Below are 12,546 nucleotides of genomic sequence, written 5' to 3' on the forward strand. Positions count from 1 at the left end.
TCTCTCCTTTTTCATGATTTCATCCCATACTCTATGGCCACCGCATGGGCAATGCATGGTATCGTATCTTTTTGTTGGACGGATAGCGGTGACAATAATGCTCCTGTTGCAACGAGCAGGATTTTTTTATATTTACCCTGAATCATTTCATTAAGGATATGTCCATATAAAACCACTGCTGAACATCCCGCTCCACTGCCGCCTGCCAAAACAGGCTGGTCCTTCTTAAAGATCATCAAGCCGCAATCTTTGAATTTTTCCTGATTGATATATTGGCCCTTTTGCTTTAATAAGTCCATGGCTGTTTCCCTGCCTATTTGTCCTAAATCACCCGTAATGATCAAATCATAATCATCCGGGGTCATTCCCGTATCATTGAAATGTGCAAGAATCGTATCGACGGCTGCCGGAGCCATCGCTCCCCCCATATTGAAGGGATCTTTCAACCCCATGTCAATGACCTTGCCGATAGTGGCTGAAACAATTTGGGGAAATTCCCCTTGTTTGCTTCCATTTGGAGCAACAAGCGCCACCCCTGCACCCGTTATCGTCCATTGAGCTGTAGGAGGTTTTTGTCCTCCATATTCAGTTGGATAGCGGAATTGCTTTTCAACAGCCGCATTATGGCTCGAGGCTCCTGTCAACACATAGTTCGCCCCACCATAATTGGTGATGAAGGCAGCTAAAGCGAGCCCTTCCATTGAAGTGGAACAGGCTCCAAACAAACCAAAATACGGAATGCCGTTGGTTCTAGCTGCTAAACTTGTTGGTGTAATCTGATTGATTAAATCACCCGCCAAGAAAAACTGTACCTGCTCCTTGTCGATTTCACCTTTCTCCAATGCAAGCTCCACCGCTTTCTCCATCAAATGACGATGGGCCTTCTCATATGAATCCTGCTCCATCCACAAATCGTCGTACAGGATATCGAAATCACCGGCGATTTCTCCATTTGCCTCAAATGGACCACCTGTTACCCCTGTTTCCAAAATGACCGGTTTATTGGCGAACATCCATGTTTGTTTTCCCTTTAACATCGCTTAGCCTCCAATCATGAGATAAATCGTTTTAATCAGTGCCACGACAAAGGCTGAAAAAACTCCAAATAAAATCACCGATCCGGCCAACTTAAACATATTGGATCCAACACCAAGAACAAATCCTTCCGTCCGGTGCTCGATAGCAGCTGAAATGACTGCGTTACCGAAGCCTGTAACAGGGACGGCACTCCCTGCCCCACCAAACTGCCCGATGCGGTCGTAAAACCCGAAACCGGTCATTAAAAGGGCCAGAAACACCATGGTTGCAGTTGTTGGACCTCCAGCTGTCTGTTCCGTAAAGTTAAAAAAATAAATATAGAAGTAAGAAATTGCTTGTCCCACTATGCAAAAAATCCCACCTACTAAAAAGGCTTTCAAACAATTTTTCACTATAGGTCTTTTGATTTCATGCTTCCCTTGGAGCTGTTGATAAGCATCCTGCTGGGGTGTCGTTTTCTCCTTGCCACTCATAGTGCAGAACCTCTCTTTCTAAATTAACTCTTTTTGTAGTCCTTCAATTTCCTTGAACTTCTTTCTTGCCTTTTTCTCGGGAACATCTTTTTTCTTGAGCAATTCGTTCAATCTTACAGATTCCAAAAAGATTTTATAGTCGCTCGATACGATAAATTCATACTTGGGAAACTTTTCTTCCAGATGTCCTGTCACATTCTTTTCAATCTTCTTCATATGAAAACGTTGTAAGTGCTTAACTTTATAAGCGACGATAATCTTTTTTCCATTTTTCACAACGATCACGTCATAAATGGTATCTTCTTTAGCAACTGTTTCCTTGACCTTTGAAATCAGTCCTTTTTCATCTTCATGATCCATCCCATTAATGATATCCATCGGTTCAGGATTCGTACGTTTAATCAACGCTAAATTCTCTGTTTTTCCGTCCTCCTGACTGCTACAGGCAGTTAGTAAACACAAAGCAACCACAAAAAAAATCAAGCTGCCATAAAAATATCTTCCTTGTCTGAACATAGAATCACATCCTAATTTATCGTTCTAGTATTATTTTCTTGAATTAACCGGTTTTTTATGAATGGTAGGATTAGGAAACAAAAAAACCTTTCCTAATTGGAAAGGTTTTTTTGTTATTACTCAATAGCCTTTATTTTTATTATTATTATTATTATTATTATTATTATTGTTACAGCCACAGTCTTTCTTGATTTTGACCGGTTGATCTTTTTTCATCGGTTGGGCATAAGCCCACGGATTCTGTTTATTATACAATGTATGACTCCTCCTTTACTGTCTCTAACATACTATATGAATGAAGAGACAAGTTGTTTCCAATCAAATGTCCATAATTTTGCTAATAGTAACCTCAATGATCGCACCTACAGCTGCTACGGCAAGGATCAAAATCAGGACGTCCCCCAAAAACCAACGATTTAGATAAAGGAAAACCAGAAAAAGACTGACCCAGACACCCACACACCAAAAACAGCTAAGCAATTGTCCACCCCAGCCAAGCAGTCCCCTTTCTTTGGGCAATAAATATATTTCCACATCTCCTGCTTCATTCTTTTCCTCTATCTCGTTAAAAAATGGGCGGCGTAGCGGCTCCATGATTTTATCGAAAACGATCAAACGTGTCAGCCTAAAAGAGGCCAAGCCTAATATTAGAAACAAGGTGAACTCATTTTGTGGGAGAAACATTCAATATTACTCCTTCACTTGGATTCTTCAATTATTTTGGCATCGATAATATCCGGGAGACCGACGTAGCGAATATGGTTCCCTCTTTTTATCTTCACGGATTCCCCCTTCATTCCCAATACATGAAACTTAAGTGTTTCTCCGTTAATAGTCGCCTCACATAATGGCTTTGGAAAACCTTGATGATTGGATAATCGGGAAATGATGTCGCGGGAAGATTCTTTTTCCTCCACCTTCTTCCTTCTTTTCTTGACTGGCTTTTCGATTTCCTTTTCTATTTGTTCAGGATGTTCGATTTGTTCAACAGGGGTTTGTTCAGGAACATATTGATTGGTAATTTTCCTAATTGCACTTATCTCTGATTCAATTTCCTTCATCGCATCATATACACCAAATTCACGTTTAACTTCTTCTATTTTTTCTTCTTTATGCTCCGCTTCATTATCCTTTACTTCCTCAAGTTCGGGCTCTGCCGTATTTTGAGATTTGACTTTTTTCGTTCGGAAATCAGTTTGCATATTCCCTCGCTTATCGGATATTTTTGTCTGATCCACATATAAGATTGGTTTGGACTCCTTATCGCCATTATTCTCTGACATGAAAATCCCCCTTAATATTTCAGAATATCCACAGACTGCAGCTGTTCGATATGGTATTGAACAACCTTTTTTCCAAATTTATGTCTTATATACAGACTGGATTTTTTTTTTTGTTCCAATTTTCCAAACAGTGTACGACCATTGATGATGAATTTACATACAGGCTTAGGTGCAAAGGCTGGAAGTCGGGACAATAGCTCCACCAATTCCTCGGCACTATATGGCGTGCTGATACTTTTTTCATTCAAATTCAATTTCAAATTTCTCTTCAGCGTATCGTGTACGGTTTGTTTACCAACAGCACAAGGCAGATTGATTTTCTTCACGTCCATGATGCCCTCCTCCTTTTTCATTGGCCCAAAATAGGGTTGAAAGCAGGTTTATGCTGATTCTCACCAAACAATGAATATCTGCTCTATGTATCATTTATATGAAATTCAACTTTTTTTATGCTGGAGATGTGCTCCCGCTATAGATATAAGGACATCATCCAAGCTTGTATATGTAGGGGATTAATGGAGCAAAGAGGGGGAAGGGTGGATTTCCGTTCTACTTTCTTTTGGGAAGATTTTGATTTGGTGGTCACTTCGAAAAAACACCAATCAGAATAACAGAGCGAAGGGAGGATTCCTTTGGAAGATGACATATTCCGATCCATTTGGGGGATGCAGAACATCAAGATACCCTCTTGATGGCCAGAATGACATAGCAGTGGAAAATCAACAAAAAGGGGACCGATAACGGCCCCCTACTTTTATAGTCATCCAATTACATGATAACCAGAATCCACATGGATATTTTCCCCGGTTATCCCGCGGGACATGTCGCTTAATAAGAATACTGCCGTATCCCCTACTTCTTCAGGAGTCGTCGTACGACGAAGTGGTGCCTCTTCCTCAATCTTCTTCAAGATTGTATTGAAATCACGGACTCCTTTAGCCGATAACGTACGTATCGGGCCAGCTGAAATGGCATTCACTCGAATGTTATCTTTACCAAGATCACTTGATAGATAACGAACATTGGCTTCAAGTGAAGCCTTAGCCACTCCCATTACATTATAATTTGGCATGACTCGTTCACCGCCAAGATAGGTCATCGTGATGATGCTGCCACCGTTTGGCATGATTTCTTTTGCCGCTTTAGCGACAGCCGTTAAAGAGAAAGAACTGATATTATGGGCAAGCAAGAACCCTTCACGACTCGTGTTGACGAAATCACCGTCAAGTTCTTCCTTGTTAGCGAAAGCCACACAATGTGCAACACCATGGATGACTTCCACCTTTTCCTTAATTGTGGCAAAGCACTTCTCGATATCTTCGTCCTTCGTCACATCACATTGTAAAATGATGGAAGGTTCTCCTTCCAATGTGGAAGATAGTTCTCTCACGCTTTTTTCTGTACGATCTTTTCCATACGTGAATATCAGCTTTGCACCTGCTTTATGTAAGGAACGGGCAACTCCCCAAGCAATACTTCTTTTATTAGCTACACCCATAATGACAAACGTTTTTCCTTCTAATGAAAAAGTCATCGTATGTGACCTCCTATTTTTAATACAAGTTATTAGTACCTGCTACTAAAGATAGTATATCAAATTTCCTTTTATAAAAACACCGTTTTCTGAACTCCTTGGACTATCATTCATACGAAGGCATACTTCGCTTATAATAAATACCCCATGAATAATGTGGCCAATCCGAAATAAATCAGTATACTGATAAGGTCATTTATGGTTGTAATGAAAGGACCAGAAGCTACGGCTGGGTCAATCTTCATTTTATGCATGAGGAGCGGAACAAGCGATCCGGCGAGTGTGGCAACAATTAACGTAATGAAAATCGAAATACCGACCAATAATCCAAGCATTAAATCGTTTTGCCAAAAATATACGATAAAAATGATAGCAATTCCACATGTCAGGCCAATAATAAGTCCAGTTCCAGCCTCTCGAAGGACCAGTTTCCACTTGCTTTCCTGCTCTAATTCCCCTGTTGCGATTCCTCTGACCGCTACTGCCAATGCTTGTGTTCCTGTATTTCCAGCCATGCCGCCAATCAATGGAATAAAAACGGCAAGAATTGCTTTTTGGCTCAGTGTCTCTTCAAATCGACCAATCAAACTCGCAGTCAATAAGCCTAAAAATAAAAGAATGACCAACCATGGCAGCCGTTTTTTTGCAGCCGAAAATGGCCCCTTATCAACGTGGTCGAGATCTGATATACCTGCTAATTTAGAATAATCATCGGATGCTTCTTCGTCCATGACATCAATGATATCATCAACTGTAATGATCCCTAACAAATGATTTTGAAAGTCAACAACAGGTACAGCGAGGAAGTTATAGTCCCTTATTTTCCGGGCCACCTCTTCTTGGTCCTCAGATACAGGGACGGATACTACCCTGTCATCCATTAACTCACTGATTAAAGCCTCTTCATCTGCGATAATCAAGGTCCGGAGCGATAGCACACCAAGCAGTTTCTTATCTTGGTCCGTAACAAATACATAATAAATCGTTTCCGCTTGCGGTGCTTCACGCTTTAAAATCTGCATCGCGGAACGAGCTGTTTCGTTCGCCTCAATAGCTATGAACTCTGTTGTCATTATGCTTCCTGCTGTTGATTCCTCATAGTTCAAAAGCTCCTGGATTTCACTGGCTGCTTCATCATCCATGATCGTTAAATAGCTTACGGCTTGCTCATCATTGATCTCATTCAAAACGTCTGCAGCATCATCTGCATACATATGGGATAGCATATCGGCTACGTAAGAAGGATTCATTTCAGCAAGTAGGCTTTCGTAATTCTCTTCATCTATTTCAATGTTTTCAAATAGACCAGCCATTTCTTCCGGAGATAAATATTTGTACACAACTGACCGAAATTCATCCGACAGGCTTGTATAAAATTGGGCCTGATCATATGGATGCATTTCCAGAAACTCCGTGCGGAACTGATCTAAGTTTTCCGTTTTAAGTGCGTCAAGCAATAGCTCATAATTCATTTGATTACTATCCCGTTCCTTCAACTCTTCCATAGCTATACACCTCCAATAAAACTTATTTTTTATTTCTTCGTTTATATTTTATTTTTTTAAATAATACTATACTAATACCATAAACATATACAAAACAAACAAAGGGTGTGACAAATGAACATCGATATCATCGGGGACATTCATGGATGTTTCACCGAATTCAAACAGTTGACGGAAAAAATGGGCTATGCCTGGGATAGCGGCATACCAGTCCATCCTTCGGGAAGAATCCTTGGCTTTGTAGGAGATTTAACCGATCGCGGTCCAAATTCCCTTCAAGTAATCGAGGTTGTCCATGAATTAGTCATTAACCAAAATCTTGCAAGATATGCCCCGGGTAATCATTGCAATAAACTGTATCGATATTTTTCTGGCAATAAGGTTCAAATCTCACATGGTTTAGAGACTACAGTAGCTGAATATGAATCACTAAATATTCGCGAGCAGAAGAAGATCCGTAAAAAATTCATGGAACTGTATGAGCGTTCCCCACTCTATCAACTCATTGATGATGGTCGTTTGATCATTGCCCATGCAGGGATCCGCAGTGATTATATTGGTCAATATGGCAGTAAGGTAAAAACCTTTGTCCTTTACGGTGATATCAATGGCTCCAAACATCCAGACGGGTCTCCGGTCAGGAAGGACTGGGCTCAATCCCACAAAGGGGAGACGTGGATCGTGTATGGACATACACCAGTCCCTGAAGCAAGACGAGTCAATCATACATACAATATTGACACTGGCTGCGTCTTCGGTGGAAAACTAACGGCTGTCCGTTATCCTGAATTGGATATTCAAGAGGTGCCATCAACTATGCCTTATTTAGCGGAAAAATTCAGGACTTCTTTTGATTAACCAAAAAAACTCGCCAGCTTGGTGAGTTTTTTTGCGTCTATCGATTACTTTCATAGTCTTGCTTTCGATTTAAGCAACCTGGTTTCATTGTCAGGAATCCCAGCCTTTGCTGCTCTCGAGCAATCGGGTCATATCTTCAGGTAACTCTTCTTGAAACAACATCATTTCCTTCGTGAAAGGATGTAAAAACTTCAGTTCAAAACAATGAAGGGCTTGGCGAGGGATCTCTCTCCTGTTCCCTCCATATAAATCATCACCAGCCAGCGGGTGCCCAATATGAGCCATATGGACCCTGATTTGATGTGTCCGCCCTGTTTGGAGTTCCAACTTGAGAAAGGTAAGCGTGTCAGTGTGTGCCAATACCTCATATAAAGTACAGGCATACCGGCCATCCTCCCGAACTTCCCGCTCAATGATGCTGGTCGATTTCCGTCCGATTGGAGCAACTACCTCTCCCTTTGGTCCTTTAACAAGGCCTTCGGCAATTGCTTGATATCTCCGTTTAACTTGTCCTGATTTTTGTTGTTCACTTAAAAGGTGATGGATATGCCGGTGCTTGGCAATTAAAACCAAACCTGACGTATCGCGATCAAGCCTTGTAACAATATGGATCGTTGCCTGGATTCCCATCTTCTTATAATAACCCGCCAAGCCATTAGCAAGACTGCCGTTCGGATGTTCCCTGGAAGGAATGGTATTCATGGAAGGCGGCTTGGCCACCACCAATACAAATTCATCTTCATACCTGACATTCAGGGGGATGGGTTCCGGCAAAAGGCCCTCGCTTGACTGCTCCGGCGGAAAAATGACAGTGACGATGTCGCCAGTTTCGATCCGTTCCCGGACAGTGACGATGTTGCCGTTTACCATGATATGTCCGCCTTTAAACTTAATATCCGTTAATGCACGTTTTGAAATATCCCATTTGCTGAGAAAATCTCGCAATAAAGAGCCGGAATCCTCTTCAAAAACCGACCAGGTCAAAGAGAAGTTTTGATTTGACATGAGGTGAGTCTATCTCCTTAATTAGCAATAAATGAATCATGTACCCTTTTCCAGAAAGGGAATGGGCGGAATCTGGCAAAACGGATCTTTTCATCTGCCACACGGCACTGTATCGACTTTACATCTTCTTGAAGAAGGGTTAGATGATCGATCGTAATTTGAAAATTGACCGCGTTGACAGGCCGGAACATACATGTATGATGTGCCGGAAGCAAAAGTGGTGATCCGACTGTCCTGAACACCCGGTTATTAATCGATGCCAATTCCGTGATCTGGATTGCATCGATTGATGGGTGGACGATGGCTCCGCCAAGAGCCTTATTATACGCAGTACTTCCAGATGGCGTCGCAATGCATAAACCATCCCCTCGGAACGTCTCGAAATGCTGACCGCGTATTTCGACATCCATGACGAGCGTCCCTTCAACACTTTTTACGGTCGATTCATTCAATGCCAAAAATCTGGTTTCACGTCCTCCATGCTGATAACGGACGATTGTTTCGAGCAATGGATATTCAACAATTTGAAATGGCGTCTTTGCTAAAGCTATGACCAATTTTTCAATTTCTTCTGGGGTCCAATCCGCATAAAAACCTAGATGACCCGTATGTACACCAACAAAGGCCGTTTTGTCTAAACGATTCTTATAACGGTGAAATGCATATAATAATGTGCCATCACCACCAACCGAAATGACAATATCCGGCTGATCTTCGTCATATTCCAATTGAAAGTCCTGAAGATACGTTCGCATCCTTTGCATTAAAGTATTCGATTTCGCATCCCCTTTTGACGTAATCGCAAATTTCATGTAATCCCACCTTACCATTAGATTTCTTCTTATTTACCCCTTAATGGGTTTAAGAGTCTTTCTTCCTTGAAAAAAGACGCTGCGCTTCCTGGATTTCGGTACGGATTTGTGACATTTCTGCATCAAGCAGAAATGCCGCTTCAGCTGCACGCTTCAGCCGCAATTGAATATCTTCCGGGAAAATGCCTTTATATTTATAACTTAACGAATGTTCAATCGTTGCCCAAAAATTCATCGCAAGTGTTCTGATTTGAATTTCAGCAAGTATATTTTTTTCGCCATGTATTGTCTGGACCGGGTAGCGGATGACCACGTGATAAGAACGGTAGCCGCTTGCTTTCTTATGAGAAATATAATTCCTCTCCTCGACTATATCAAAGTCATTGCGTCCCCGTAAAAGTTCAACTACCTGTTCGATATCATCTACGAACTGGCACATCATGCGAAGGCCTGCAATATCCTGAATTTCAGTTCCCAATTTATCAATGGGAATATCCTTTTGACTGGCTTTATCCAAAATGCTGACAATCGGCTTTACCCTGCCTGTTACAAATTCGATGGGTGAGTGAATATTCTCTCTCTCAAACTGTTTCCTTAATCCCTTTAGCTTAACCTTTAATTCTTCGACAGCCTGAGTATAAGGCGCCAAGAAATCGTCCCAATTCTCCATTGCCACACCACCTATATCTATCTAAAAAGCGTCTGTTCAACTATGGTATGGGCAGAACGCTCTCCCTTATCCAGCGGTCCTAAAACACACTGCCTCACTTCTTGATTCTCTAAAATCTTTCACTAATAAAAATTATGTATGATATCCTCTATAAACTATAATCACTTCACGTGATCAACGTTTATATTTTATCATAACCTGCAATTGATTCCTAAATATTCAAGTACAATAGTAAAAAATTATTGCATTCGATTTGACAGCTGATAAGGTTCTTATATGATTAACCTAAGAGAACAGTCAGAAAGGAAGAAACACATGAACCAGCACATTGAAATTGAATACAAAAACCTCTTAAACGAAAAAGAATTTCGTCAACTGATCGATTATTTTCATATCGATGTCTCGAGCTTTGCATCACAGAAAAATCATTATTTCGATACAGTGGAATTCCATCTGAAAAATCAGAACTCTGCGCTTCGGATCAGGGAAAAAAATGGGCATTTCGAGCTGACTTTAAAGCAGCCTGCGACTGAGGGATTATTGGAAACGAATCAAGAGATCACTGAAGAAACCGCTCATGCATTCCTGAATCATAATGCTTTCCCGGATGGGGTGATCCAACATCTTATCCTCGAAAGCGGAATCAATCCTGAAGACTTTACCTGTTTTGGGACCCTACAGACGGACCGGTTTGAATTTCCATACGAAATGGGTTTACTTGTTTTGGATCATAGTTCGTATGTGAATCAGGAAGACTTTGAGCTTGAATATGAAGTGACGGACGCAAAAGCTGGAAAAAAAATTTTCCAGACTCTCCTTGAAACCCTTCAAATTCCAGAAAGAGAAACCGAAAATAAAGTTAAGAGGTTTTTTCGTGCCAAATTCCAGGGCTAATCCTGCTTGAACCCATTTGCGGAGGTGGAGAGTTTGAAAATCCAAGATTTCAAAACATTTATGGAATTGCAGGCGATTCAGCAATTTACAAACGGAAACATCACAAATACTCATTCATCCCGTTCCATTTTCCAGGACATGATGTCGGAGCTGGTTTCGAGTGATAGTCTTCAAGGCACTTCTCAGACATTGGGTTCCTTATTAACCAATGTGGAAACGGAAGCAAGGAACTTACTCCAATCCAGCAGCCTTACATCCATTAATCCGATAGCCACTGCCCATACTAACCATGAGACTAGCGAATCCGGCACAAATTACGATGAAATCATCAGCAAGGCGGCCACTTTATATAATCTCCCGGAAAAATTGATTAAGTCGATCATTAAACAAGAATCGAACTTCGACCCAAATGCTACCAGTTATGCTGGTGCAACTGGGCTTATGCAGTTAATGCCGGCAACGGCAAGGAGCCTCGGAGTGAATGATCTCACAGATCCAGAACAAAACATCATGGGCGGGAGTAAATATTTAAGTCAAATGCTGGCCCGTTATGAAGGGGACATCCAAATCGCCCTTGCTGCATATAATGCAGGACCAGGAAATGTAGACAAGTATAACGGCATTCCACCCTTTAAGGAAACACAGAATTATGTTCAAAAAGTGTATGGCACATTTTCAAACTAACGAAAGCTGACCCTGTTATTTTTGATGGGTCAGTTTTTTCATGTTATTTTTCAAGACAGACAGAAAAAAAAGCATCGCCCCCAAAAAAGCAGCCTTTATAGTCCATTCCCCTGTGTCATACTACAGATGTAAAATTTTCTTCAAGCTATATATTTGTTATATCAGTACGTCATTGATAAAATATGAATAAATATCAACCATCTTTCTTTAAAAGGAGTAATCAACATGACGCAAGGGAACCCTACACCATATGAATTAATTGGAGAAGGGCAATTACACAGGTTAATTGATTTGTTTTACTCCAACGTTAGTCAACACCCGGATCTCCAGCCGATTTTCCCTGTCGATTTAACAGAAACGGTCCGTAAGCAAAAACAATTTATGACTCAATATTTAGGTGGCCCCTCTTTATATACTGAAGAACATGGCCATCCAATGTTGCGGGCTCGACATATACCTTTTGAAATTACACCAGAACGTGCGAAAGCATGGCTATCATGTATGTATCAAGCTATGGACGAAGTGGGCCTTGAGGGTGAAATTAGGGAATTTTTCTACCACCGCCTTTATTTGACGGCACAACATATGATCAATTCATCCGGTATGGACGGGAAAGGAGAAGACAGTTGAGCGCACATAAACCAGTTTTCAATGTTTCTGATTGGATCAAAACGCAGCATTGCTATGATATAGGAAAAAAGCCAATTGAAATTTATGTTTTTATTGATCCGCTTTGTCCCGAGTGCTGGGGCTTAGAACCAATTATTCGAAAATTACAGATAGAATATGGCCAATTATTCAGTTTACGCCATGTTTTAAGCGGTAAAATCGATTCTCTTAATATGGGGAAAAATAAAAATTATGAAAACCTTGCTCAAGTTTGGGAAAAGACAGCCAGCCGCTCAGGAATGTCCTGTGACGGAAGCCTTTGGTCTGAAAACCCAATCTCTTCTCCATATACAGCTTCCATCGCCATTAAAGCAGCAGAATTGCAGGGCCGTAAATTGGCCATTCGCTTTTTAAGACAGCTACAAGAATATGTATTCATTGGGAAAAAGGATATTTCCAATATCGAGGTCTTGACCGAGTGTGCCAAATCGGTTGGATTGGATGTGGAGGAATTCCTTTATGACATCAATTCTTCAAGTGCAGCCAAGGGTTTTCAATGTGACATGAAAATCACAAATGAAATGGAAGTGACGGAAATACCTTCCCTTGTCTTTTTCAATCAAAATATTGAAGAAGAAGGAATAAAAGTTTCCGGTGTCTATTCT

The 12,546-nt window shown here is 41.0% G+C and carries 17 protein-coding genes; 5 read left to right on the forward strand and 12 right to left on the reverse strand.

Translation table 11 applies throughout. From position 1 onward, the window contains the following. Positions 1-11: 11 nt before the first annotated feature. The 9 genes from spoVAD to mgtE all read right to left on the reverse strand — a co-directional run bounded on the left by spoVAD (position 12) and on the right by mgtE (position 6,349). Positions 12-1,037 carry a stage V sporulation protein AD gene (spoVAD, locus tag LQ203_RS10615; RefSeq protein ID WP_230157824.1) on the reverse strand — a complete coding sequence of 342 codons (1,026 nt, stop codon included), beginning with the start codon at positions 1,035-1,037 and terminating at the stop codon, positions 12-14. A 3-nt stretch (positions 1,038-1,040) separates the two neighbouring features. Beyond that, complete coding sequence (spoVAC, locus tag LQ203_RS10620; RefSeq protein WP_230157825.1) at positions 1,041-1,511, reverse strand: stage V sporulation protein AC; 471 nt, start codon at positions 1,509-1,511, stop codon at positions 1,041-1,043. An 18-nt stretch (positions 1,512-1,529) separates the two neighbouring features. Next, entirely contained in the window at positions 1,530-2,027 is a 498-nt protein-coding gene (locus tag LQ203_RS10625; RefSeq protein WP_230157827.1) for a YhcN/YlaJ family sporulation lipoprotein, read from the reverse strand. Positions 2,028-2,147: 120 nt separating this feature from the next. Continuing rightward, on the reverse strand, positions 2,148-2,282 hold the full coding sequence (locus LQ203_RS27510) for a hypothetical protein (protein WP_290370570.1): 135 nt from the start codon (positions 2,280-2,282) through the stop codon (positions 2,148-2,150). A gap of 63 nt (positions 2,283-2,345) precedes the next feature. Continuing rightward, on the reverse strand, positions 2,346-2,711 hold the full coding sequence (locus tag LQ203_RS10630; RefSeq protein WP_230157828.1) for a DUF1360 domain-containing protein: 366 nt from the start codon (positions 2,709-2,711) through the stop codon (positions 2,346-2,348). A gap of 14 nt (positions 2,712-2,725) precedes the next feature. After that, positions 2,726-3,310, reverse strand: a complete 585-nt coding sequence (locus LQ203_RS10635; RefSeq protein WP_230157830.1) for a hypothetical protein — start codon at positions 3,308-3,310, stop codon at positions 2,726-2,728. 11 nt (positions 3,311-3,321) lie between these two features. After that, complete coding sequence (locus LQ203_RS10640; protein ID WP_230157832.1) at positions 3,322-3,642, reverse strand: hypothetical protein; 321 nt, start codon at positions 3,640-3,642, stop codon at positions 3,322-3,324. 428 nt (positions 3,643-4,070) lie between these two features. Next, complete coding sequence (fabI, locus tag LQ203_RS10645) at positions 4,071-4,844, reverse strand: enoyl-ACP reductase FabI (RefSeq protein ID WP_230157833.1); 774 nt, start codon at positions 4,842-4,844, stop codon at positions 4,071-4,073. A gap of 131 nt (positions 4,845-4,975) precedes the next feature. Continuing rightward, positions 4,976-6,349, reverse strand: coding sequence for a magnesium transporter (mgtE, locus tag LQ203_RS10650; protein ID WP_230157834.1), 1,374 nt, complete (start codon positions 6,347-6,349; stop codon positions 4,976-4,978). A 114-nt stretch (positions 6,350-6,463) separates the two neighbouring features. Between mgtE and prpE the strand changes: the two genes are divergently transcribed. After that, on the forward strand, positions 6,464-7,207 hold the full coding sequence (gene prpE, locus LQ203_RS10655; protein ID WP_230157835.1) for a bis(5'-nucleosyl)-tetraphosphatase PrpE: 744 nt from the start codon (positions 6,464-6,466) through the stop codon (positions 7,205-7,207). A gap of 90 nt (positions 7,208-7,297) precedes the next feature. Here the strand turns inward: prpE and LQ203_RS10660 are convergent, their stop codons facing one another. The 3 genes from LQ203_RS10660 to LQ203_RS10670 are packed head-to-tail and all read right to left on the reverse strand — an operon-like array spanning position 7,298 to position 9,694. Next, positions 7,298-8,212, reverse strand: a complete 915-nt coding sequence (locus LQ203_RS10660) for an RluA family pseudouridine synthase (RefSeq protein WP_230157840.1) — start codon at positions 8,210-8,212, stop codon at positions 7,298-7,300. A 17-nt stretch (positions 8,213-8,229) separates the two neighbouring features. Then, positions 8,230-9,024 (reverse strand): NAD kinase, encoded by a 795-nt coding sequence (locus LQ203_RS10665; protein ID WP_230157844.1) that lies wholly within the window; start codon positions 9,022-9,024, stop codon positions 8,230-8,232. Between the two features lie 49 nt (positions 9,025-9,073). Then, on the reverse strand, positions 9,074-9,694 hold the full coding sequence (locus LQ203_RS10670; protein ID WP_290370571.1) for a GTP pyrophosphokinase family protein: 621 nt from the start codon (positions 9,692-9,694) through the stop codon (positions 9,074-9,076). A 315-nt stretch (positions 9,695-10,009) separates the two neighbouring features. Here LQ203_RS10670 and LQ203_RS10675 point away from each other — a divergent pair, with 315 nt between their 5' ends. The 4 genes from LQ203_RS10675 to LQ203_RS10690 all read left to right on the forward strand — a co-directional run. Beyond that, positions 10,010-10,588: a CYTH domain-containing protein gene (locus LQ203_RS10675; RefSeq protein WP_230157849.1), complete on the forward strand. Its 579-nt coding sequence runs from the start codon at positions 10,010-10,012 to the stop codon at positions 10,586-10,588. 33 nt (positions 10,589-10,621) lie between these two features. Continuing rightward, positions 10,622-11,272 (forward strand): lytic transglycosylase domain-containing protein, encoded by a 651-nt coding sequence (locus LQ203_RS10680; RefSeq protein ID WP_230157850.1) that lies wholly within the window; start codon positions 10,622-10,624, stop codon positions 11,270-11,272. Between the two features lie 225 nt (positions 11,273-11,497). Beyond that, positions 11,498-11,902, forward strand: a complete 405-nt coding sequence (locus LQ203_RS10685) for a globin (protein ID WP_230157852.1) — start codon at positions 11,498-11,500, stop codon at positions 11,900-11,902. A gap of 35 nt (positions 11,903-11,937) precedes the next feature. Continuing rightward, positions 11,938-12,546: ClpXP adapter SpxH family protein (locus LQ203_RS10690; RefSeq protein WP_230157888.1), on the forward strand; the 609-nt coding region annotated here is incomplete at its 3' end.

Origin of the sequence: Peribacillus sp. Bi96 (assembly GCF_918698115.1) — a bacterium.
GTDB lineage: Bacteria > Bacillota > Bacilli > Bacillales > DSM-1321 > Peribacillus.